Here is a 22,269-nt window from a genome sequence, read left to right on the forward strand (position 1 = left end):
CTGACCTAGTCGGTCAGGTACAGCTGCATGTCCTGCGAGACCGCCTTGGCAAACAGGCGGAGCTTGGCGCGCGACTCCACCCGGCTGACCGCCTGGCGGGTCGTGTGCACGATCTTCGAGATCTCGTCGAGCGTCATCGGCTTGTCGTCGTCCAGGCCGTAGCGCATGCGGATGACGTTGGCCTCGTCGCTCGGCAGCTCGGAGACGATGGAGCGGATGTCGCGGTGCAACAGCGTCGTCTCGGTGAGCTCGTTCGGGCTGGCGGCGTCCTCGTCCTCGATGAAGTCACCGAGTTCGCTGTCGTCCGAGTCGCCGACGACCGTGTGGATCGAGACCGGCTCGTGCGAGCGGCCCTTGAGGTCGACGAGTTCCTCGACGCTCATGCTCAGCTCGGCCGCGACCTCTTCCGGCATCGGCGCGCGGCCGAGGTCGACGGTCAGGTCACGCTCGGTGCGCGAGATCTTGTTGATGAGCTCGACGGTGTGCACCGGGATGCGGATCGTGCGCGCCTTGTCGGCGAGACCACGCGAGATCGCCTGGCGGATCCACCAGGTGGCGTAGGTCGAGAACTTGTAGCCCTGCGTGAAGTCGAACTTCTCGACCGCGCGGACCAGGCCGAGGTTGCCTTCCTGGATGACGTCCATGAAGGGCAGGCCGCGCTGCGAGTACCGCTTGGCGATGCTCACGACGAGACGGAGGTTCGAGGTGATCATGCGCTCCTTGGCGCGCTCACCGTCGCGGACGAGCCAGCGGAGTTCACGCTGCAGGGTCTTCGCCAGACCCTTCTCGGTGGCGAGCTTCTCTTCGGCGAAGAGCCCGACCTCGATGCGGCGGGCGATCTGCGCTTCTTCCTCGGCGGTGAGGAGCGAGAGACGGCCGATGTGACGGAGGTAGTCGCCGACCTGGTCGACCGAGGCACCGCGGACACCGGCGAGCTGCTCGTCGGCCTCGACCTCGGTGTCGAGGGAGGTGGTGGCGGACTCGGCGGTCGCGGTCTTCGATGCCGATGCCTTCTTGGTGGCGGTGCGGCGGGTGGTGCTGGGTGCAGCCGTTGCGATCGTCATGGTGTTTCTCCCTGCGTTCGACGGTGATGGCTTCGTGGGGTGGTACCGGGGGGTGCTGATGAGTAAAGCGGCCCGGAGGTGTACCCCACAAATCGTTCGGAGCGATTCTCAGGGATCTCCGTGCTTCACCCTCGGCAGCATCCCCAGCGGGGTACAGCACACCGCCAGTCTGGTCCCCCATCAGGCCCCGGATCAAGCCGGAACTGCCGTGTTTCCGGCGTTGCAGACGTGTTTCACCAGCATTTCCAACCGTGTACCCCGAGGGACTGCGTACTCCGGACATGCAAAAGGGGTACGTGCGACCCGATCAGTGTGATCTGGTCGTCGTACCCCGAACAAGGGATGGGTGGGGGTCACCAGGAGGGTTCGAGCCACCCGTCCCGGCGCTTGGACACCTCGAGGTCGGCGTCTCGGTCGAACTCGTCGTACTCGCTCTCGATGTCCCCGACGAGGCTGCGGCCCGTGAAGGGATGTGCGGTGGTTGCCATGCGGACGATGCTCACCCCGGCACGCGTCGGCGAGGTGAACGGTGTGTGACGGTCGGTCGGCGCTCAGACGTCGAGGTCGTCGACGTCGCCCTCGTCGTCGAGGGCTCCACCGTCGGCGACGCCGGTGGCTCCGCCGGGTCCGTCCGTGCCGTTCGGCGCGCCGGACGTGCCCGACACCCGGTGGCCGAAGGCGTCCTCCACGTCGAGGTCGTCGAGGTCGTCGACGGGATCGGGGGAGGTCGGCACGCGCGACAGGATCACACCGCGCGGTGAACACGGGGTGAAGTGGATCGTGCGCGGGCGGCTACTCGCCGGGCGTCGGAGCCGGCGCGGGACGACCGTGCTCGCGCTCGAAGCGGGCGCGCTCTTCGGCCTCGACCTTGGCGTACGCGGCACGCTCGGTCCGGTCGGCACGCATGATCGCGCGCATCACGAACCAGAAGATCAGGCCGACGACGATGGTCGGCGTCAGGGCGAAGACGATCCCGCTTACGACTCCATCAGGCACCCGAGCATCGTACCCCGGTGGACTCGGAGTTATTTGACCAGCGGGAACAGGATCGTCTCGCGGATGCCGAGGCCCGTGATGGCCATCAGCAGGCGGTCGATCCCCATGCCCATGCCGCCCGACGGGGGCATCGCGTGCTCGAGCGCCCGCAGGAAGTCCTCGTCCACACGCATCGCCTCGAGGTCGCCGCCGGCCGCGAGCTTCGCCTGCTCGACGAAGCGCTCCCGCTGCACGACCGGGTCGACGAGCTCGGAGTACGCCGTGCCGAGCTCGAAGCCACGGACGTACAGGTCCCACTTCTCGACGACGCCCGGACGGGTGCGGTGCTGCCGGGTGAGCGGCGAGGTGTCGACCGGGAAGTTCATCACGAAGGTCGGACGGTCGAGCGAGTCGATGACGAAGTGCTCCCAGAGCTCCTCGACGTACTTGCCGTGCGTGGCGTGGGCGACCTCGACGCCCTCGGCCTCGGCGAGCGCCTGCAGCTCGGACAGCGGGGTCTTCGGGCTGATCTCGCGCCCGGCGGCCTCGGACAGCGAGCCGTACATGTCGATGCGGGGCCACTCGCCACCCAGGTCGTAGGTGCTGCCGTCGGGCAGGGTGACCTCGAGCGCACCACCGGTGACGGCGCGGGTCGCGTTCTGCACGAGCTCCTGGGTCAGGTCGGCCATCTGCTCGTAGTTGCCGTACGCCTGGTACGCCTCGACCATCGCGAACTCGGGCGAGTGCGACGAGTCGGCACCCTCGTTCCGGAAGTTGCGGTTGATCTCGAACACCCGGTCGATGCCACCGACGACGGCCCGCTTCAGGAACAGCTCGGGGGCGATGCGCAGGAACAGCTCGGTGTCGAAGGCGTTCGAGTGCGTCACGAACGGTCGGGCCGAGGCGCCGCCGTGCTGGGTCTGCAGCATCGGGGTCTCGACCTCGAGGTACTCGTGGGCGGTGAAGGTCTGGCGGAGCGACGCCATCACGGCAGCTCGGGCACGCACGGTGGCGCGGGCTTCGTCGCGGACGATGAGGTCGAGGTAGCGCTGGCGGACCCGCGTCTCCTCGTTGAGCTCGTTGTGCAGGTTCGGCAGCGGCAGGATCGCCTTCGCCGCGATCGCCCAGTCGTCGACCATGATCGACAGCTCGCCGCGGCGCGAGGAGATCACGCGGCCGTGCACGAACACGTGGTCACCGAGGTCGACGAACTCCTTCCAGCGGGCGAGGGAGTCGTCCCCCACCTCGGCCAGGGAGACCATCGCCTGGATGCGTGCGCCGTCGCCGGACTGCAGCGACGCGAAGCAGAGCTTGCCGGTGTTGCGCGAGAACACGACACGGCCGGCGATGCCGACGACGTCCTGGGTCTCCTCGCCGGTCTCCAGGTGCGCGTACTGCTCGCGCACGGCCGGGATCGTCGTGGTGAGGGGGAGCTCGGCGGGGTACGCCTCGACGCCCGACTCCAGCAGCTTCGCCCGCTTGTCGAGCCGGACCTGTCGCTGCTCGCTGGTCTCCTGCTCGGCCAGTGCGGCGGCGTCGGTGATCGCGGTGTCGGGGGTGACGGTCTCGTCGGTCATGCGGGTGCGGCTCCGATGGTCGTGGGGGTCGGGGGAAATGCTACCCGCGCCACGCTCCCGCCCCGGAACCGTGCCCGCCGGACCAGGAGCCGAGGCCGCGGTCACAACACCCCGCACGCGTCACGCCCGCCGGTCACGATCTGTCGGCCGGAGCGCGCGCAGCCGACAGGTCGTGACCACTCGGGGGAACTGAGCGGGGAGTCGTGACCGACCGCCGACCGACCGCGACCGACCGCGACCCCGACCCCGACCCCGACCTAGAGCGTCGACTGCCCGTCGGCCGCGGTCAGCGCGTTGTCGACGGCGGAGCGGACGAGCGCCCCGAGGACGCGACCCGGGTGTTCGACGCCGATGCCGGACAGGGTGCCTGCGGACTGGTCGACGATCGCCGTCGAGAAGCTCACGGCCGCCCGCACCGCATCGGCGTACGCGGGCCGGTCGCCCTCCGCCACGACGAACGGCTCGGCGCCCATCTCGACCACCAGTGCCTGCGCGATGGGGAGCACGGGTGCCGGGGCGGTCACCGCGCAGTACGCGTCACGGAGCCGTGACAGGTCGACGCTGGTGCCCGTGAACGCCATCGCGGGGTGGATCGCGAGCGGGATCGCGCCGGCCGCCATCGCCGGGGCGAGGATGCCGACGCCGTGGTCCGGGCTGGTGTGCACGACGAGCTGCCCGGGCTGCCAGATGCCGGCGTCGGCCAACCCCTGCACGAGCGAGGCGAGCTGGTCGTCCGGCACCGCGAGCAGGACGAGTTCGCTGCGCTCGACCAGGTCGGGCGTCGCGAGCACCGGGGCGCCGGGCAGCATCGCCTCGGCACGGTCGCGGCCCTCTTCCGACACGGCGGTCACGCCGACGACGGCGTGCTCCGCGTTCGCCAGGGCTGCTCCGAGGACGGGTCCGACCCGTCCGGCGCCGACGATGCCGACCCCGAGACGCCCGGCCCTCATCGTGCGGCTCCGGTGGGCGGGACGTCGCCCCACCCCGGGCCGGGAGGCGCGGCGTCCTGCCGGTGGGCCACGGCGGGCCCGGCAGGGGCTCCGGACCCGGGCCACGGTGCGTCCGCAGCGTGTGTGGCGGACGCGGGGCGGGCCTCCCGTTCGCGCCAGCGGTGGGTCGTGTCGACGGCGGCGGCATCGACGGCGCGCTGGGTGGTCTCGGACCAGAAGCGCTGCGCGTCACACGCGTCGAGCGCGCCGATGCGTGCCGAGACCGGACCGGCGACGGTGTGGACGTGGACGGTCGCGACCCGCAGGGCACGCTCGAGCGGTCCCTGCTCGACCTTGACGCTCTGCACGCGGGGCAGCGGCACGATGACGAGCGACCGCCAGACGGCGCCGAGCCGCAGCAGCACCGCGCCCTGCACGAACCGGTAGCCGTTGCGCCGGAACGCGAACGGGCGGAGCCACGCGCCTCGCCGTGGGGAGTGCACGAAGCCGCCGCGGTCACCCGAGGTGGTGAGGCTGTCGTCGACGACGTCCACGGCTTCGGCCGCGCCCTCACGCAGGGCTTCCGGCGAGGCCTCGGGGCCGGCGACGACGGTGCCGACGAGCCCCGGCAGGATGATGTCGAGGACCTCGCGGACGTCCGCCGTCGTGCCCACGGGCAGCACGATCGAGGACACCTGCTGGTTGCTGGACGCCCCGTTGCCGGCGCTCGTCGCACGGTTGATGCGGATGTCCCACCAGCCGAACGGGCGCCACAGCAGCGGCTGCGCGACGCTCACGGCGTGGATGCGCCCGGGCGGCAGCGTCTCGTTCGACGTCGAGACCAGCCCGAAGCCGATCCGGATGCCGTCACGCGTCTCGGCGATCGTGTACTGCAACGAGCGGGAGAACTTGCGGACGTAGTAGCCGCCGGCACCGAGGACGGCGGGGAACAGCCCGAACAGCACCGCGAACTCGCCGGTGAGGGCGACGCTGACGATCATGCCGGCGATGACGAGCAGCAGGAACAGCGTCGTGCCGGACAGCAGCATCGACACGATCAGCCGCCCCGGGCGCACCTTGACGATGCGGGTGGCGTGCACGGCCACCGGGTCGAGCTCGGGCGAGAACATCTCGTCGACGCGGTCCTGCAGTGCGCCGTGCGACTGCCGCGACGGACCACCGTGGCCGTCGTCGTCCTTGGCGCCGGACGCCAGCACCAGGATCCGCTGCCGCAGGTCGTCGGCGGCGCGGACCCCGAGGTAGGCGAGCTGCACGTTGGCGTCGTTGCCGGCCTGCGCGATCTCGAGCTTGGCGGTACCGAACACCCGGGGCACGAGCGGCCGCTGGATGTTGATGCCCTGGATCCGGTCGAGCCGGGCCTTGCGGTGGTTCCGGAACAGCACGCCGGAGCGCACCTCGACGATCTCGCCGGTGACGCGGAACTCGTGCATGCGCCAGGACAGGTAGAACAGCCCGATCAGCACCAGGAGCAGCACCACGATGCCGAGCAGGACCCAGCCGACGACGCCGTGCTCGTACACGTACCGGACCGGGTCACCGTCCTCCCGCTGGTCGCCGGGGATGAAGAACTCGACGAGCTGGTCCCGCAGGCTGTTCAGCACGTAGCCGAGGACGACGATGAGGAAGATCCCGCCCTTGAGCAGCGGGGTGAGCGGGTGCAGGCGGTGCCACTCGCCGTCGGTCAGGGGTGCCGCGGCGGCCGCGTTGCCCCCGGTGGGCGGCGCGGGCGGAGCGGGCGGCGGGGTGCCGGGTCGGAAGGTCACGAACGGCCCCTACAGTCCGGCGCGACGGGACTCGGCGAGCTCGACGAGGCGGTCGCGCAGCTCGTCGGCGTCCGCTGCCGGCACACCGGGGATCCGCACGTTGGTCGCGGCGGCGGCGGTGACGAACTTCAGCTCGCTCATGCCGAGCGCCCGGTCGAGCGGGCCCCGGGCGACGTCGACGAGCTGCATCCGGCCGTAGGGCACGGCCGTGAAGCGCTGCCACATCAGCCCGCGGCGCACGACCAGGTCGTCGTCGCGGAGCGCGTAGCCGATGGCCCGGACCCGTCGGGGCGTGAGCGCGGCGGTGATCGCCGTGGTGACCGCGACCGCGATGCCGACGGAGAGCCAGACGGTGCCGGCCCCGGAACCGAAGCCGTCGTTGACGACCCCGATGAGCACGAAGCCCGCGGTGAGCACGACACCGATCACGAGCGTGGCGATGAGTTCGGTCCACACGAGCTTCGTGGACACCCGGTGCCAGGAGATCCCACCGAGGCCGAGGCCCGGCTCGTCGAGTCGTTCACGCGGCATCGCGGCCTCCTGGGGTTGCTCGGTCAGTTCACCGTCGTCGAGCCGTTGCGGGGATCGTCACGGTCGTCGTCGTCACCCGGGGGTGCGACGCACATCCGTTCCGCGACCAGTGCGCAGACCGTCAGGACGATCCCGCCCCCGACGGCGATCACGTTCGGCAGGGTCGAGCCTAGCGAAGGCGTCGCGGAACGGGTCAGCAGGTACAGCACCAGGCCCAGGGCGAACCCACCGAGCAGCGTGCCGCAGATGCTGGACGCCTTCGCGAGCACGACGACGCGGGTCGCGTAGAGCGGGTCGACGGGCCGCTGCCGCCCGGCGCCCTCGCGTGCGTGGCGGCGCACCGGTCTGGCCATCAGCACGACGGCGACGCCGATGAACGCGAGCGTGATGCCGAGCGGGAGCGAGAACAGGAACGTCGGCAGCTGGCGCGACGCCAGGACGGCGTCGAGGGCGAACCCGGCGGCCACCGTCACGACGGCGATGCTGAGCAGCGTGGAGGCGCGGGTGGGCTTCATGCGCTGGTCGCGCTCCCCGCCGGTCTGGAGGCCCGTGCCGGCTCCGCGAACAGGCGCGGCTCGTCGACGCGCTCGGTGTCGTCCCCCACGGCGGCGAGCAGGTCGGCCACCGGTCCGGCGCCGGGCAGGACGGCATCGGGGTCGGCGTCGAGCCAGGGGGCGAGCACGAACGCGCGCTCCGCTGCCCGGGGGTGCGGCACGACCAGGGTGTCCGTGGCGATCCGCAGGTCGTCCACCGCGACGACGTCGAGGTCGAGGGTGCGGTCGCCCCACCGGACCTCGCGCGTGCGGCCGTGGGCGTCCTCGATGCCGTGCAGGGCGTCGAGGAAGGGCTGCGGCTCGAGGTCGGTGTCGACGACCACGACGGCGTTCCGGTACCGGGGCTTCGAGGTGTCGAGCCCGTCCAGGGTCACGGCGACCGACTCGACCTCGCGGCTCGAGGCCACCGGCACCACCCCGGGCAGGGCGGCGATCGCGGTGGCCGCCGCGCGGAGGGTGCTCCCCCGGTCACCGAGGTTCGCACCGAGGGCGACGACGACCCGGTGGGTCATTCTTCTTCCTCGTCCGGCACCGTGGCGCCGCGGCTGCGGTGGATGGTGATCGAGACGTCGGTGAACGGCACGGTGATCGGCGCCTGCGGCTTGTGCACCGTGACCTCGGTCGCCAGCGCGGCACGGTGGGTGAGCACGGCCGCGGCGATGCGCTCGGCCAGCGTCTCGATCAGGTCGACGGGGTCGCGTTCGATCTCGGCGACGACCTGCTCGGCGAGCACGCCGTAGTGCACGGTGGCGTCGAGGTCGTCGCTGCCCGAGGCCGCACGGGCGTCGAGCTCCACGGCGACGTCGACGACGAAGTCCTGGCCGTCCTCGCGCTCGTGGTCGAAGACGCCGTGGTGTCCGCGGGCGCGGACCCCGGTGAGTCGGATGGTGTCGTTCACGATCGAGCTGCCCTCCAGGCGTCCCAGACGTCGAGCACGGCACGGGTCGGTGCCGGGTCGTGCACGCGCACACCCCACGCGCCGCGTTCGGCGGCGAGCAGGCTGATGGCGGCGGTGGCGAGGTCGCGCTCCCTGGGAGGAGCGCCCTCGGGGCTCCCGACACCGTCGAGGAACCGCTTGCGTGAGGCGGCGACGAGCACCGGCAGGCCGATGGAGGCGAAGCGCTCGTAGCCGGCCAGGATCTCCCAGTTCTGCACGCCGTGCTTGGCGAAGCCGAGGCCCGGGTCGATGACGACCTGCTCCTGCCGGACGCCGAGCACGATGAGCTCGGCGACGCGGAGCTCGACCTCGCGACGGACTTCTTCGACGGCGTGGGTGTACTCGGCGTTGCGGTACATCCGGTCGCTGTGACCCCGCCAGTGCATGACGACGAAGCCGACGCCCGTGGACGCCACGACGCGGGCCATGTCCGGGTCGGCGAGGCCACCGGAGACGTCGTTGACGATGGCGGCACCGAGGTCGACGGCACGCTCGGCCGTCGCGGCGTTCATCGTGTCGACACTGACCGGGATGCCCTCGGCGACGAGCTGCTGCACGACCGGCAGCACGCGTTCCTGCTCGACGGGCACGGGCACGCGCTCGGACCCGGGCCGGGTGGACTCGCCACCGACGTCGATGACGTCGGCACCGGCGGCGACGAGGTCACGTGCGTGCTGCACAGCCGCGTCGTAGGCCTGGTGCAGACCGCCGTCGCTGAACGAGTCGGGGGTGACATTGAGGATGCCGAGCACCCGGGTGCGCTCCTCGGCCGGACCACCGCGGTCACGGCGACGGCCGGTCACGACCTCGGGCACCGGCTGGGGTGCACGGAGGTCGATCGCGACCGTCGCCGGTTCGGCGGCGGCGGCGCGGGCACGACTCACCTCGGCGAGTCGACGCTCTCGTCGCGTCGGCAGCTCGGACATGCGGGCCTACGCGGGGGCGATACCCGGGTTGCCGAACGGGCGACGACGGGTCTTCGAGGTCGACTCGGAGTCCGTCGGGTCCGCTGCGGTCGCGGCGGCCTTGCCGGGCACGTCGATCGCGGGCAGGTTGCTGACCGGGCGCTTGTCGCTCGAGAGCCACTGCGGGCGCTCGGGCAGCTTGCGGACGTCCTTGAAGATCTCCACGAGCTCCGGGGCGTCGAGCGTCTCCTTCTCGAGGAGCTCACCGGCCAGGCGGTCGAGGATGTCGCGGTTGTCGTTGAGCACCTGGTAGGCCTCGTCGTGCGCGGCCTCGAGCAGGGCGCGGGTCTCGGCGTCGACCGTCTGGGCGATGTTCTCCGAGTAGTCCCGACCGGTGCCACCGCTCATGTCACGGCCGACGAACGGCTCGCTGGACCCGGAACCGAGCTTCACGGACCCGACGGCCTGGCTCATGCCGTACTCCGTCACCATCTTGCGTGCGGTGCCGGTGGCCTTCTCGATGTCGTTCGAGGCGCCCGTGGTCGGGTCGTGGAACACGATCTCCTCGGCGACGCGACCACCCATGGCGTAGGTGAGCTGGTCGAGGAGCTCGTTGCGGGTGACCGAGTACTTGTCCTCGAGCGGGAGCACCATCGTGTAGCCGAGGGCACGGCCGCGGGGCAGGATCGTGATCTTCGTGACCGGGTCGGTGTGCCGCATCGCCGCTGCCGCCAGGGCGTGGCCGCCCTCGTGGTACGCGGTGATCAGGCGTTCCTGGTCGGACATGATCCGGGTGCGGCGCTGCGGGCCGGCCATCACGCGGTCGACGGCCTCGTCGAGGGCACGGTTGTCGATGAGCTGCGCGTTCGAGCGGGCGGTCAGCAGGGCCGCCTCGTTCAGGACGTTCGCCAGGTCGGCGCCGGTGAAGCCCGGCGTCTTGCGGGCGAGCAGCTCGAGGTCGACGCTCGCGGCGAGCGGCTTGCCCTTCGCGTGCACCTCGAGGATCTGCTTGCGGCCGGCGAGGCCCGGGGCGTCGACGCCGATCTGACGGTCGAAGCGGCCGGGGCGCAGGAGCGCGGGGTCGAGCACGTCGGGACGGTTCGTCGCGGCGATGAGGATGACGTTCGTCTTGCCGTCGAAGCCGTCCATCTCGACCAGGAGCTGGTTCAGCGTCTGCTCGCGCTCGTCGTTGCCACCGCCGATGCCGGCACCACGGTGACGACCCACGGCGTCGATCTCGTCGATGAAGACGATGGCCGGCGAGTTCGCCTTGGCCTGTTCGAAGAGGTCACGGACGCGGCTCGCACCGACACCGACGAACATCTCGACGAAGTCCGAACCGGAGATCGAGTAGAACGGCACACCGGCTTCACCCGCGACGGCGCGGGCGAGCAGGGTCTTGCCGGTTCCGGGAGGGCCGTAGAGCAGCACGCCCTTGGGGATCTTCGCCCCGACGGCCTGGAACTTCGCGGGCTCCTTGAGGAACTCCTTGATCTCGTGGAGTTCCTCGATCGCCTCGTCGGCACCCGCGACGTCGGCGAACGACACCTGCGGGTTCTCCTTGTTGTTGATCTTGGCCTTCGACTTGCCGAACTGCATCACCTTCGAGCCGCCGCCCTGGGCGCTCGAGAGCAGGAACCAGAACAGGGCACCGATGATCAGGAACGGCAGCAGGATGCCGAGCAGCGACAGGAACCAGTTGCCCTGCTGCACGGTGTCGTTGTAGCCCTTGGGCAGGTTGGAGTCGTTCACCGCCTGGATGACCTCTTCGCCGCGGGGCGTGGAGTAGTAGAACTGCTCCTGCTTGTCGCCGTCCTTGAGGACGAGGTCGACCCGCTGCTCCGTGGAGTTGACGGTCACGGACGAGACCTTGTCGTCGGCGAGCTGCTCGAGACCCTTCTGGGTGTTGATCTCTTGCGTGCTGCCCTGGCTGATGACGCTCCAGCCGATGAAGATGCCCGCCAGCGCGATCAGCACGTAGAGGTACGGGCCGCGGAAGATGCGCTTGAAGTTCATGTGATCCGGGCGCGAGTGCCCGACACCTTTCTCTGCCGAAGTTGCGTGCAGGTCAGCATACGGCCGCGATTCTGTGGCGAGAATGGGTGTCCTCTGCGGGCGAACTCACCCCCGGGCCAGAGTCGGCCGAGTGCGACCCGAGCGCAGCGGGTCGCTCGTCGGTCAGGAGTAGACGTGCGGGGCGAGGACGCCGACGCCGCGCAGGTTGCGGTAGCGCTCGTCGTAGTCCAGGCCGTACCCGACAACGAACGCGTCGGGGATGTCGAAGCCCACGTACTTCACGTCGACCTCGACCTTGGCTGCCTCGGGCTTGCGCAGCAGGGCGACGATCTCGACGCTCGCGGCACCACGCGACTGCAGGTTCTGCTTGAGCCACGACAGGGTCAGGCCGGAGTCGATGATGTCCTCGACGATCAGGACGTCGCGCCCGTGCAGGTCGGTGTCGAGGTCCTTGAGGATCCGCACCACGCCGGACGACTTCGTGCCGGAGCCGTACGACGACACCGCCATCCAGTCCATCCGCGCCTGCATCTTGAGGTGGCGCGAGAAGTCCGCCATCACCATGACGGCACCCTTGAGCACCCCGACGAGCAGCGGGTCGCGGCCCGCGTAGTCGGCGTCGACGACCGCCGCGAGCTCGGCGAGCTTCTCGTCGATCTGCTCGGGGGTGAAGAGCACTTCGGACAGGTCTGCCTGGACGTCGGAGAGTTCCACCACGCCAGCCTAACCGGCGCTGAACTCGATGCGGTCGCCGGTCCGCGTGGCACGGACGCCCGGCAGGTCGATCGGGCCCTGTCCACTCCAGTCCGTGACGAGCCGGCAGACCTCGAGCGTCTGCACACGGGACAGCGTCACCCCGAACTCACTTTCCACCGCCAGGCGCACGAGTCGCTGCCGGAGTGCCGGCGGGTTCGCCCCGAGCGCCCGCACCGACAGCGAGATGCCCGCCTCGGAGTGCTCGGCGATGTCCTCCGCGATCTCCTCGGCGAAGTGGTCGAGTGCCGCGGAGTCCTCGCGCAGCTGGTCGGCCGTCCGGGCCAGGGCCTCGGGGACCCCGGCGCCGAGCTCCCGTTCGAGCACCGGCAGCAGGGTGTTCCGCACCCGCACCCGTGCGTACGCGGGGTCGTCGTTCTGCGGGTCGTGCCAGGGCGCCAGGCCCGCTGCGGCGCACGCCTGCCGGGTCGCGTGCCGCCGGACGGTCAGCAGCGGACGGCCGTAGGCCGGACCGGCGTCACGCCGGGCGAGCGGCTGCATGCCGGACAGGCTGTCCGGTCCGCTGCCGCGCAGCAGGCCGAGCAACACCGTCTCGGCCTGGTCGTCCAGGGTGTGCCCCAGCAGCACCAGGGGTGACCCGGTGGCGGCCGCGACCTCGGCGATCGACGCGTGGCGGGCCTCCCGGGCGGCGCCTTCCGGGCCACCGTCGGAGCCGACCGCGACCCTGCGGACCGTCACCGGGTCGAGTCCCAGCTCGGATGCCTGCCGGGAGGCACGGCTCGCGACCGCCTCGGAGCCCGCCTGGAGCGCGTGGTCGACGACCACTGCCCCGGCCCGGAGACCCTGCTTGCCCGCCTCGAACGCGGTGGCCGCGGCGAGGGCGAGGGAGTCCGGTCCGCCGCTCAGTGCGACGAGGACCAGGTCGCCTTCGGCGACCACGCCGCCGTCGACGGCTGCGGCGAGCAGGTCGCGGACGGCCAGACGGGTCTCGGCGACGGCGGGGTCGAGCCGGGGACGCGGAGAGTTCACCCGGTAACGTTAGCCGCGCTTTCGCAACACACGACAGTCCCCGAAGCAGACACAGGAGCGCAACATGGCCGCGTACGACGTCGTCGTCGAGATCCCCAAGGGCAGCCGCAACAAGTACGAGGTGGACCACGAGACCGGTCGCGTCTACCTCGACCGCGTGCTGTTCACCTCGTTCGTCTACCCCACCGACTACGGGTTCTTCGAGAAGACCCTGGCCGACGACGGTGACCCCGTGGACGCCCTGCTGCTGCTCGAGTTCCCGACGTTCCCCGGCGTGGGCGTCAAGGTCCGCCCCGTCGGCGTCTTCAAGATGAGCGACGAGGCCGGCATCGACGAGAAGGTCCTCGTCGTCCCCGCCAAGGACCCCCGCTGGGCGCACATCCAGGACATCGCGGACGTGCCGGAGCAGACGAAGGCCGAGATCGCGCACTTCTTCGAGCACTACAAGGACCTCGAGCCGAACAAGTGGGTCAAGGCCGAGGGCTGGGGCGACGTCGCCGAGGCCGAGCGCATCGTGCAGGCCGGTCAGGCCGCGTACGTGCCCGGTTCGCACTGACGATCCCCTGACGACGAACGGCGCCCGCTCTCCATCCGGAGGGCGGGCGCCGTTCTGTGCTGGTGCCTGCTCCCGCAGCCGCTCTGGGAGGGAACGGGCACACCGGGAGCTGGCTACAGGGAGCCGCTCGGGCGGGCGACGTACGGCATGAGCTGGTTCGGCAGCCAGATCGCTCGCTCGACGACGCCGACGCCGGGCCGTGCAGCCTCGACCATGGTGCCGTAGCTCGTCACGATCGAGTCGTGGTACGCCCCCGACGACGTGCCGTTCGACGAGTAGAACAGGATGTCGCCGGGCTGGCGCTGGGACAGCGGGACGAGGCGACCGATCGACTTGAAGTAGTTGTACTGCCAGACGACGTTGTGCCCACCGGTCGCGATGCCCTGCGAGCTGTAGGCCATCATCACCAGGCCGGAGCAGTCCCAGGTGTTCGGGCCGGCGCCGTTCAGCACGTACGGCTTGCCGAGCTGTCCGCGGGCGAACGCGATCGCACCGGCGGCCTTCGAGGGGCTGCTGGGCGCGGGCGCCGGGGCTGGGGCTGGAGCAGGAGCGGGAGCCGGGGCCGGTGCAGGAGCCGGGGCGGGGTTGCTCGGCCGCGTCGGCGTGCTGGGCTTGCTCGGGGTGCCGGGGTTCGACGGGGTGCTGGGCTGGGCCGGAGTGGAGGTGCCGCCGGTGGTGCCGGAGTTGCTGCCGCCGCCGGTGCTGCCGGTGCCGCCGGTGGTGCCGGAGTTGCTGCCGCCGCCGGTGCTGCCGGTGCCGCCGGAGGAGCTGCCGGTGGTGCCGCCACCGGAGTTGCGCGTCTGCTTCGCGATGGCCGCCGCGGCTGCCTTCGCCTGCTGGGCGCTCCAGTACGCGGTCTCCGTCGCGACGCTCGTGCCCTTCAGGTACGCGAGCTGGCGCAGGACCTCGCCCTGCTGCTCCTGCTGCTTCTGCACCCGTTCCTGGGCGCCGGCAGCGGCGGCGTTGGCCGTCGCGAAGGTGGTCTTCGTCGCCTTCGTCGCCTTGCTCAGGGCTTTCTCGGCGGCGGACTGCTGGGCTGCCAGGGACTCCACGGTCTTCAGGTCGGCGCGGGCCTCGGCCAGGACCGTCGCGGAGCGCTCGGACAGGTGCGACATCGTGCCGACCCGGTAGAGCAGGTCCTTGGAGTCCGACGAGTCCATGAGCATCGTCGTCGACAGGTCGCCGCCACCGGTGCGGGACAGCTCGACCACGAGCCCGGCCACCTGGCCGGCGGAGTCGTCCGCCCGGGCCTTCGCGCGCTTCGACTGCGCGGACAGGTCGGCGAGGTCGTCCTTCGCCTCCTGCTGCTGCGACGCGGCAAGGGCGTACGCCTGCCCGGCCTGCTGCTCGGCGACGCCGGCCTGGTCGGCGGCATCCTGCAGCGTGCTGAGCCGGTCGCTCAGCTCGTCGACCGTCTGCTGGGCGTCGGCCGCGTCGGACTTGGCGGCCTTGACGTCGTCCCAGGAGGGGCCCGAGGGCGCGGCCTGGGCCGGTCCGGCGATGACGACCGACAGGCCGATGCCGAGCACGGCGATGGTCGCGATCCCGCAGGAGAACGAGCGAGCGGAGGTGGTCATGACGTGGGACGACTCGTTCCGGTGGCGCTGATGCTCATACCGAGATCCCCCGCGCTGCCATGAAGGGGACCGGGTCGACGGCAGCGCCGTTGATCCGGGTCTCGAAGTGGAGGTGGCACCCGGTCGACCAACCGGTCGAACCGATCTTGGCGATCTGCTGCCCCGCGGTGACGTGCTGGCCGGCGGTGACCATGATCCCGCCGTCGACGACGTGGCCGTACGCGGTCGAGATGCCGCCGCCGTTGTCGAGGATGACCTCGTTGCCGTACCCGCCACCGTTGCCGGCGAAGGTGACGGTGCCGTCGTGTGCCGCGTAGATCGGGGCGTAGCAGGCCGGGGCCAGGTCGACACCCGCGTGCAGGGCGCTGATGTGCGTGTACGGGTCGACGCGGTAGCCGTACGGGCTCGTCTGGAACCCTCCGGCGGGGCGGACCCACCCGGCGGGGTTGGCGCTGCCGCCGCCGGTGCCGCCCTGGCTGGTCGCCGCGGCCTTGGCTGCTGCCTTCGCGGCGGCTGCGGCGAGGCGGGCCTGGCGGGCCTTCTCGGCGGCGACGCCCTTGCGGTAGTCGGCCTCGACGCCGCGCTGCTTCGAGGTGAGCGCGGTCAGCTGCGCCTCGAGCCGGGATTCGTTGTCGTTCTGGGCGTCGACCGCGGTCTGTGCGGCGTCGGCTGCGCCCTGGGCCTGCTGCATCTTCGACTGCGCGGCGTCGGCGAGGTCCCCGAGGGCCTGCTTGGCACGATCGGCCTTGTCAGCGAGCCCCTGGGCCACGCCACGGTCCTGCGAGGCCTGTGCGTAGATGCCCTCGGACTGCTCGCTGAGCTTCGACATGGCGCCGAGCTCGTACAGCAGGTCGCCCGAGTCGGACGGGTGCGTGAGGATGTCCGTCGTCACGTCGTCGCCGCTGGTGCGCCCGAGCTGGGCGGCGAGCTGGCCGGCCTGCGCCTCGGACTGCGCGGCGGTCTGCTTCGCATCGTCGGCCTGCGACTGGAACTTCTTCTGCTTGAGCGTCGCCTCGTCGTACTTGTTCTGCGCTGCCTGGTACGCCTCACCGGCGGCCTGCGCGGCCTTCTGCTTGGCGGCGGCCTCGCTCTTCAGTGACGAGATGAGCGACTTGATCTCACTGACCTTCGCCTGCTGGGCGCTGGTCGACGACTTCGCCTGCTGCACCTCGTCCCAGCTGGGGTAGCTCGCAGCGCTGGCGGACGACGTCGGGGCGAGGGCCGCGAGCGTGCCGGCCGTGAGCGCGACGGCGACCGCGGCGGCGATCAGGCGGCTGCGGGTGCTGAGGGAGAGCGGAGTGGAGGTCGACATGTATCTCGATTTCGTAACAGCGCGGCAAGGCTCACGCACGTAACACTGTTAACAGTTGCAACAGTAACAACACGGGTCGCAGGCTCGACAGCCCCTCGGACGAGGGGTGCGGCCGCCGACGATGCTCGCACCGACAGCATCGGAGACCCGTGCGCTGACGGCACGACACGCCGGGGATGCACGGTTGGCGGGGTCGGATTTGTGAAACCCGGGGGGCATCCGTATGCTTGTCCATCGGTAGCGCGATGCACTGCTTGCGGCCCTATCGTTTAGTGGCCTAGGACACCGCCCTTTCACGGCGGCAGCACGGGTTCGAATCCCGTTGGGGTCACTCCTTGAGTGAGCGAGCAAGTAGTACTGAACAACACCACAGCAAGACACAACACAACATGGCCCTGTAGCGCAGCTGGTTAGCGTGCCGCCCTGTCACGGCGGAGGTCGCGGGTTCAAGTCCCGTCAGGGTCGCCACGGCTGGATAGCTCAGTTGGTAGAGCGTTCGACTGAAAATCGAAAGGTCCACGGATCGATGCCGTGTCCAGCCACCGGTGAAGGCCCCCTGCTTCGGCAGGGGGCCTTTTCCGTTGTCCGGCCAGTGTGACCTGCTCGCAAAACACCGGTGTTCGCGCATCGAGCCGCGGCCTGCGCGTGTTCAACGGGCGAACACCGGTGTTTCGCGGAGGGCCTACGCCTCGCGGGTCTTCGGGCTGCTGTCGTTCGTCTTCGCCGGGTCGCGCTCGACCACGGCGCCCAGGGCATCGTCGATCCGCGACATGAGCTCCGCCGGGATCGTGACGCCGGCAGCGCCCGCGTTGTCGTGGACCTGCTCCGGGCGCGATGCCCCGATGATCGCCGAGGCGACGTTCTCGTTCTGCAGGACCCAGGCGACCGCGAGCTGCGCCATCGACAGGTCGAGCTCCTTCGCGATCGGCTCGAGCTCCTGCACCGAGGACAGCACCTCGTCGCGCATGAAGCGCTTGATCATGTCCGCGCCGCCCTTGTCATCGGTTGCACGGGAACCCTCGGGCAGCGGCTGACCCGGCTTGTACTTGCCGGTGAGCACACCCTGGGCGATCGGGGACCAGACGATCTGCGAGATGCCGAGCTCCTTCGAGGTGGGGACGACCTCGTCCTCGATGACCCGCCACAGTGCCGAGTACTGCGGCTGGTTCGAGATGAGCTGGAAGCCGAGGTCCTTCGCGAGCGCAGCACCGGCCCGCAGCTGGTCCGCGGTCCACTCGCTGACGCCGACGTACAGGACCTTGCCCTGGCGCACGATGTCGGCGAAGGCCTGCATCGTCTCTTCGAGCGGGGTCTCGTGGTCGTAACGGTGCGCCTGGTACAGGTCGACGTAGTCCGTCTGCAACCGCTGCAGCGAACCGTCGATCGACTCGAGGATGTGCTTGCGGGACAGCCCGGTGTCGTTGTGGCCCTTCGGACCGGTCGGACCGAACACCTTCGTGGCGATCTCGAGGGACTGGCGCCGCTCCCCCTTGAGCGCTTCACCGAGGACCGTCTCCGCGCCGGTGTTGGCGTAGACGTCGGCGGTGTCGAACGTCGAGATGCCGACCTCGAGGGCCGCCTTGACGCAGGCGATCGCCGCGTCGTTCTCGACCTGGGATGCGTGGGTGAGCCAGTTGCCGTAGGTGATCTCGGAGACCTTGAGGCCCGAGTTGCCGAGGTAGCGGTACTCCATGTGCGTGTCACTCCTGTCGTGGGGCGCGTCGGTGCGACCCGAACCGTGACGGTAGTCGGCTCGGACGGTGCAGGATCACATGGGACGACGGCGCGACGCTGCGCCGCATCGAAGCGAGGGAGCATCCATGACCGGAGCGAGCGTGTTGTTCATCGGCGGGAGCGGCGTCATCAGCGCCGCCTGCGTCCGGGAAGCCGTCGAGCAGGGGTTCGACGTGACCGTGCTCAACCGGGGAACCACCGGGGGCAGGCCGATCCCGGAGGGTGTGACGCGCCTCCAGGCCGACGTGTCGGACCGCAGCGCCCTGGCGGACGCACTCGGCGACCAGCGGTTCGACGTGGTCGTGAACTGGATCGCCTTCACGCCCGACCAGGTGCAGGCCGACGTGGACTTCTTCGCCGGGCGGACGCGGCAGTACGTGTTCATCAGCTCTGCCTCGGCGTACCAGACGCCGGCGACGCACCTGCCGATCACGGAGTCGACGCCGCTGAAGAACCCGTACTGGCAGTACTCGCGCGACAAGATCGCGTGCGAGGAACTGCTGATGCAGGCGTACCGGGAGCAGGACTTCCCGGTGACGATCGTGCGGCCGTCGCACACCTACGACGAGACGAAGCTGCCGCTGACGGGCGGCTGGACCGCTGTCGCTCGGATGCGTGCCGGCAAGCCGGTCGTCATCACCGGCGACGGCACGTCGCTGTGGACGCTGACCCACAGCCGCGACTTCGCGGTCGGGTTCACGGGGCTGCTCGACCGGGCCGAGGCGATCGGTGAGCCCTTCACGATCACGAGCGACGAGGCCCCGACGTGGAACGCCATCGCGCACGAGATCGCGGCTGCGGCCGGGGTCGAGGACCTGCGGATCGTGCACGTGCCGGCGGACGCGATCAACGCGGTGGACCCCGAGTGGGGCGCGGCGCTGCTCGGCGACAAGGCGAACTCGTCGGTGTTCGACAACAGCAAGATCCGGTCGCTCGTGCCGTGGTACCGGCCGCGCACGACCTACCGGCAGGGTGTGCGCGAGGTCCTCGCCTGGTACGAGGCACACCCCGAGGAGCAGGTGATCGACGAGCGGCTCGATGCCCTGATGGACGAGCTGGCGGCGCGCTGGGCCGTGTGAGCCGCGCTCGGTGACGCGCGCCGGCGCACGCAAGACACCGGTGTTCGCGCTCCGCACCGCGGGATGCGGGGGTTCAACGCGCGAACACCGGTGTTTTGCGGATCAGGTCAGGCGCGCGCGGCGAGCACCTCGGCCAGGGTTCCGATCGCGAAGCGCACCTCGTCGTCGGTGACGACCAGGGGCGGTGCGAAGCGGATCGTCGACCCGTGGGTGTCCTTCACCAGGAGCCCGCGGTCGGCGAGGTCCTTCGAGATCGCCTTGCCCGTGCCGAGCGCGGGGTCGATGTCGATCCCGGCCCAGAGTCCGGCGACCCGGTGCGAGACGACACCCTTGCCGAGCAGGTCGTCGAGCAGGCCGCGCAACAGCGGTTCGCCGTCGAGGGCCCGCTGCTGGAACGTGCCCTCGCCGAGCATCGCCACGACCTCGGCGCCGACGGCCGCCGCGAGTGGGTTGCCGCCGAAGGTCGATCCGTGCTCCCCGGGACGCAGGACGCCCAGGACATCGCGCGAACCCACCACCGCGGACACCGGCACGATGCCGCCGCCCAGGGCCTTGCCGAGTGTGATCAGGTCGGGACGCACCCCGACGCGCTGCACCGCGAGCGTGTGCCCCGTGCGACCGAGGCCGGACTGGATCTCGTCGGCGATGAACAGCGCACCGAACTCGTCGCAGACCGCGCGGACGTCAGGAAGGTACGACTCCGGCGGGATGACCACGCCGCCCTCACCCTGGATCGGCTCGAGCAGCACGGCGACGACGGTCTCGTCCATCGCCTCGCGCAGCGCCGCAGCGTCGCCGTACGGCACCGTGCGGAAGCCGGGCGTGAACGGCCCGAAGTCGTCGTGGGCCGAGGGGTCGTCGGAGAACGAGATGATCGTCGTGGTGCGCCCGTGGAAGTTGCCGGACGCGACGATGATCGTCGCCCGCTCGGCCGGCACGCCCTTGACGCGGTAGCCCCAGGCGCGGGACACCTTGATCGCGGACTCGACGGCCTCGGCACCGGTGTTCATCGGCAGGACCATCTCGGTCTCCGTCAACGCCGCCAGTGCTGCCGCGAACGGCCCGAGCTGGTCGTTCACGAACGCGCGGCTGGTCAGCGTCACGCGGTCGAGCTGCGCCCGCGCGGCGTCGAGCAGTCGCGGGTTGCCGTGGCCAAAGTTCACCGCCGAGTACGCGGCCAGGCCGTCCAGGTACCGCTTGCCGTCGACGTCGGTGACGGTCGCTCCCTGACCCGACGCGATGACGACGGGCAGTGGACTGTAGTTGTGCGCGAGGGCGCGGTCCTCGACGGCGAGCGCCGCCGCGGTGTTGACCCCGAGCGACGCTGCCGCAGACATCAGCTGACCCCGAGCGAACGCGCGACCGAGGTGCCGGTGCCGACCGGGTGCAGATCGAGGGTGCAGCACTTCACGCCACCACCGCCGAGCAGCAGCTCGGACAGGTCGACGCCGATCGGGTTGTAGCCCTTCTCGCGCAGCTGCTCGGCGAACCGAACGGCCCGGGCGGCGATCACGACGTTGTACCCGTCGGAGTACGAGTTCAGGCCGAGGATCGCGGCGTCTTCTTCGGTGGCGATGATCGCGTCCGGGAAGCGCTCGCGCAGGATCGCCAGCGACGGCTCGTCGAAGGCGCTCTCCAGGTAGGCGATGTTGCTCGTCCCGTCGACGGCGGGCTCGGGGTCGAGCACGGCGATGGCGGTGTCGAGGTGGTAGAAGCTCGGGTTGATGAGCTTCAGCGTGACGACCTCGCGGCCGTAGATCGTCGCGAGCTCGTCGTGCGAGGTGCTGTCCGACCGGAAACCGGTGCCGGCGAAGATGGTGTCACCGATGAGCAGGAAGTCGCCCTCGCCCTCGTTGGTCTGCTCAGGCTCGGCGACGGTCAGGCCGGCCTGGCGGAACCAGTCCATGTACGCGGGGCCCTCGGGCTGGCGCTCGGGGTACTGGAACTTCGCGCCGTACGCGATGCCGTCGAGGACGAACCCGCCGTTGGCCGCGTAGACCATGTCCGGCAGGCCGTCGATCGGGTCGATGTACGAGATGTCGAAGCCGAGCTGCTCGTAGACGGCGACGAGCGACTCCCACTGCTCGACGGCCTTCGACGTGTCGGTCGGCTCCTCCGGGTGCATCCACGGGTTGATCCGGTAGCTCACGGTGTAGAAGTCCGGCTTGCACATCAGGATCGTGCGCTTCGTGGCGACACGGGCCGGGGTGGCGACGGACTCGGGGGCGGGTGCGGTGTTCGACATCAGTCCTCCTGGAAGGGACCGGGGCCCGAGCCTGCCAGGAACCGAAACGGAACGAGGAGAAGAGCTCCGGTGAGATGCAGGCTCACTCACCGCAGCGGACCAGGTCGACGCCGGGTCGATCCTTCCACAGACTCACCGCAGCGGAACAGTGACACTCAAGCATCGACGCCACTCCGATCCTGACACACACCGTCCAGCAAGTGCAGTACGGAGGCCCCGACGGCGTGACACCCGTTCGGGTGACGCACGTTTCGTGCGCGAGACCCACCGGCCTCGCAACAAGTCCGCGTACGATAGGGGACAAATGGACACGCTCGACCACCGCATCCTGGATCAGCTCCGGGACAACGCCCGCGCCGGCTACGGCGACATCGGGTCGGTGGTCGGACTCTCGGCCTCGGCCGTCAAGCGCCGCGTCGACCGGCTGGTCGGTGACGGTGTCATCCAGGGGTTCACGATCAAGGTCGACCCCGCCGTCGAGGACCGCGGCACCGAGGCCTGGGTCGAGCTCTACTGCCGCGGCACCGTGTCGCCCGACGAGCTGCGTGCCCTGCTCGACACCGTCCCCGAGGTCATCGACGCCGGCACGGTCACCGGCAGCGCCGACGCCGTCGTGCACATGCGTTCGAAGGACCTGTCCGCGCTCGAAGAGGCGCTCGACAAGGTCCGCCTCGCTCCCCAGGTCGACCACACCCGCTCCGCGATCGTGCTCTCCAAGCTCGTCAGTCGAGAGACCGCGTAACGTCCCACG

Annotated in this window: 23 protein-coding genes and 3 tRNA genes; 6 read left to right on the forward strand and 20 right to left on the reverse strand. The window is 70.4% G+C overall.

Features of this window, described 5'->3' with window-relative positions:
- Positions 1–5 precede the first annotated feature (5 nt).
- The 15 genes from ASF75_RS14205 to tilS all read right to left on the reverse strand — a co-directional run bounded on the left by ASF75_RS14205 (position 6) and on the right by tilS (position 13,015).
- A complete protein-coding gene (locus ASF75_RS14205; protein ID WP_017887673.1) occupies positions 6–1,064 on the reverse strand; it encodes a sigma-70 family RNA polymerase sigma factor in 1,059 nt (352 codons plus the stop codon).
- A 353-nt stretch (positions 1,065–1,417) separates the two neighbouring features.
- Positions 1,418–1,552 (reverse strand): hypothetical protein, encoded by a 135-nt coding sequence (locus ASF75_RS18255; RefSeq protein WP_258320880.1) that lies wholly within the window; start codon positions 1,550–1,552, stop codon positions 1,418–1,420.
- Between the two features lie 63 nt (positions 1,553–1,615).
- Positions 1,616–1,798 carry a hypothetical protein gene (locus tag ASF75_RS14210; RefSeq protein ID WP_139179570.1) on the reverse strand — a complete coding sequence of 61 codons (183 nt, stop codon included), beginning with the start codon at positions 1,796–1,798 and terminating at the stop codon, positions 1,616–1,618.
- A 58-nt stretch (positions 1,799–1,856) separates the two neighbouring features.
- On the reverse strand, positions 1,857–2,060 hold the full coding sequence (locus tag ASF75_RS14215; protein ID WP_017887676.1) for a hypothetical protein: 204 nt from the start codon (positions 2,058–2,060) through the stop codon (positions 1,857–1,859).
- 29 nt (positions 2,061–2,089) lie between these two features.
- Positions 2,090–3,616, reverse strand: a complete 1,527-nt coding sequence (gene lysS, locus ASF75_RS14220; protein WP_056072428.1) for a lysine--tRNA ligase — start codon at positions 3,614–3,616, stop codon at positions 2,090–2,092.
- A gap of 257 nt (positions 3,617–3,873) precedes the next feature.
- Positions 3,874–4,566: a Rossmann-like and DUF2520 domain-containing protein gene (locus ASF75_RS14225; RefSeq protein ID WP_031260037.1), complete on the reverse strand. Its 693-nt coding sequence runs from the start codon at positions 4,564–4,566 to the stop codon at positions 3,874–3,876.
- Positions 4,563–6,329: a PH domain-containing protein gene (locus ASF75_RS14230; RefSeq protein WP_056072431.1), complete on the reverse strand. Its 1,767-nt coding sequence runs from the start codon at positions 6,327–6,329 to the stop codon at positions 4,563–4,565. Before ASF75_RS14230 ends, ASF75_RS14225 begins: the two co-directional genes overlap by 4 nt.
- 9 nt (positions 6,330–6,338) lie before the next feature.
- Positions 6,339–6,860 carry a PH domain-containing protein gene (locus tag ASF75_RS14235; protein ID WP_056072434.1) on the reverse strand — a complete coding sequence of 174 codons (522 nt, stop codon included), beginning with the start codon at positions 6,858–6,860 and terminating at the stop codon, positions 6,339–6,341.
- 23 nt (positions 6,861–6,883) lie between these two features.
- Positions 6,884–7,375, reverse strand: coding sequence for a DUF3180 domain-containing protein (locus ASF75_RS14240; RefSeq protein ID WP_017887681.1), 492 nt, complete (start codon positions 7,373–7,375; stop codon positions 6,884–6,886).
- On the reverse strand, positions 7,372–7,926 hold the full coding sequence (gene folK, locus ASF75_RS14245; RefSeq protein WP_056072437.1) for a 2-amino-4-hydroxy-6-hydroxymethyldihydropteridine diphosphokinase: 555 nt from the start codon (positions 7,924–7,926) through the stop codon (positions 7,372–7,374). The genes ASF75_RS14240 and folK overlap by 4 nt, the downstream gene beginning before the upstream one ends.
- Positions 7,923–8,312, reverse strand: coding sequence for a dihydroneopterin aldolase (folB, locus tag ASF75_RS14250; RefSeq protein WP_017887683.1), 390 nt, complete (start codon positions 8,310–8,312; stop codon positions 7,923–7,925). Before folB ends, folK begins: the two co-directional genes overlap by 4 nt.
- Complete coding sequence (gene folP, locus ASF75_RS14255) at positions 8,309–9,277, reverse strand: dihydropteroate synthase (protein WP_017887684.1); 969 nt, start codon at positions 9,275–9,277, stop codon at positions 8,309–8,311. Before folP ends, folB begins: the two co-directional genes overlap by 4 nt.
- Before the next feature lie 6 nt (positions 9,278–9,283).
- Complete coding sequence (gene ftsH, locus ASF75_RS14260) at positions 9,284–11,272, reverse strand: ATP-dependent zinc metalloprotease FtsH (RefSeq protein WP_017887685.1); 1,989 nt, start codon at positions 11,270–11,272, stop codon at positions 9,284–9,286.
- Positions 11,273–11,434: 162 nt separating this feature from the next.
- On the reverse strand, positions 11,435–11,986 hold the full coding sequence (hpt, locus tag ASF75_RS14265; protein WP_017887686.1) for a hypoxanthine phosphoribosyltransferase: 552 nt from the start codon (positions 11,984–11,986) through the stop codon (positions 11,435–11,437).
- A 9-nt stretch (positions 11,987–11,995) separates the two neighbouring features.
- Positions 11,996–13,015 carry a tRNA lysidine(34) synthetase TilS gene (gene tilS, locus ASF75_RS14270; RefSeq protein WP_056072440.1) on the reverse strand — a complete coding sequence of 340 codons (1,020 nt, stop codon included), beginning with the start codon at positions 13,013–13,015 and terminating at the stop codon, positions 11,996–11,998.
- Positions 13,016–13,079: 64 nt separating this feature from the next.
- On the opposite strand from tilS, the gene ASF75_RS14275 reads away from it, so the two are divergent.
- Entirely contained in the window at positions 13,080–13,571 is a 492-nt protein-coding gene (locus ASF75_RS14275; protein WP_056072443.1) for an inorganic diphosphatase, read from the forward strand.
- Positions 13,572–13,684: 113 nt separating this feature from the next.
- Here the strand turns inward: ASF75_RS14275 and ASF75_RS18020 are convergent, their stop codons facing one another.
- Positions 13,685–15,148 carry an NlpC/P60 family protein gene (locus tag ASF75_RS18020; RefSeq protein WP_056072446.1) on the reverse strand — a complete coding sequence of 488 codons (1,464 nt, stop codon included), beginning with the start codon at positions 15,146–15,148 and terminating at the stop codon, positions 13,685–13,687.
- A gap of 34 nt (positions 15,149–15,182) precedes the next feature.
- Entirely contained in the window at positions 15,183–16,460 is a 1,278-nt protein-coding gene (locus ASF75_RS14285) for a M23 family metallopeptidase (protein WP_042537946.1), read from the reverse strand.
- A gap of 258 nt (positions 16,461–16,718) precedes the next feature.
- Here ASF75_RS14285 and ASF75_RS14290 point away from each other — a divergent pair.
- The 3 genes from ASF75_RS14290 (at position 16,719) to ASF75_RS14300 (ending at position 17,002) form a co-directional block, all read left to right on the forward strand.
- A tRNA-Glu gene (locus ASF75_RS14290) sits at positions 16,719–16,791 on the forward strand.
- A 60-nt stretch (positions 16,792–16,851) separates the two neighbouring features.
- Positions 16,852–16,928, forward strand: a tRNA-Asp gene (locus ASF75_RS14295).
- Between the two features lies 1 nt (position 16,929).
- A tRNA-Phe gene (locus ASF75_RS14300) sits at positions 16,930–17,002 on the forward strand.
- Between the two features lie 140 nt (positions 17,003–17,142).
- On the opposite strand, the gene ASF75_RS14305 is transcribed toward ASF75_RS14300, so the two are convergent.
- A complete protein-coding gene (locus tag ASF75_RS14305) occupies positions 17,143–18,153 on the reverse strand; it encodes an aldo/keto reductase family protein (RefSeq protein WP_056072448.1) in 1,011 nt (336 codons plus the stop codon).
- 127 nt (positions 18,154–18,280) lie between these two features.
- Here ASF75_RS14305 and ASF75_RS14310 point away from each other — a divergent pair, with 127 nt between their 5' ends.
- Positions 18,281–19,273, forward strand: a complete 993-nt coding sequence (locus tag ASF75_RS14310; protein WP_056072451.1) for an NAD-dependent epimerase/dehydratase family protein — start codon at positions 18,281–18,283, stop codon at positions 19,271–19,273.
- A gap of 107 nt (positions 19,274–19,380) precedes the next feature.
- Here ASF75_RS14310 and rocD read toward each other — a convergent pair whose 3' ends face one another.
- Both rocD and ddaH read right to left on the reverse strand, forming a co-directional pair.
- Positions 19,381–20,610, reverse strand: a complete 1,230-nt coding sequence (rocD, locus tag ASF75_RS14315) for an ornithine--oxo-acid transaminase (RefSeq protein ID WP_056072454.1) — start codon at positions 20,608–20,610, stop codon at positions 19,381–19,383.
- Positions 20,610–21,518, reverse strand: a complete 909-nt coding sequence (gene ddaH / locus ASF75_RS14320; RefSeq protein WP_017887693.1) for a dimethylargininase — start codon at positions 21,516–21,518, stop codon at positions 20,610–20,612. Before ddaH ends, rocD begins: the two co-directional genes overlap by 1 nt.
- 304 nt (positions 21,519–21,822) lie before the next feature.
- On the opposite strand from ddaH, the gene ASF75_RS14325 reads away from it, so the two are divergent.
- The gene (locus ASF75_RS14325) at positions 21,823–22,260 is read left to right on the forward strand and encodes an Lrp/AsnC family transcriptional regulator (RefSeq protein ID WP_017887694.1); all 438 of its coding nucleotides are present in this window, start codon (positions 21,823–21,825) and stop codon (positions 22,258–22,260) included.
- Positions 22,261–22,269: the final 9 nt, after the last annotated feature.

Origin of the sequence: Curtobacterium sp. Leaf154 (assembly GCF_001424595.1) — a bacterium.
Lineage (GTDB): Bacteria > Actinomycetota > Actinomycetes > Actinomycetales > Microbacteriaceae > Curtobacterium > Curtobacterium poinsettiae.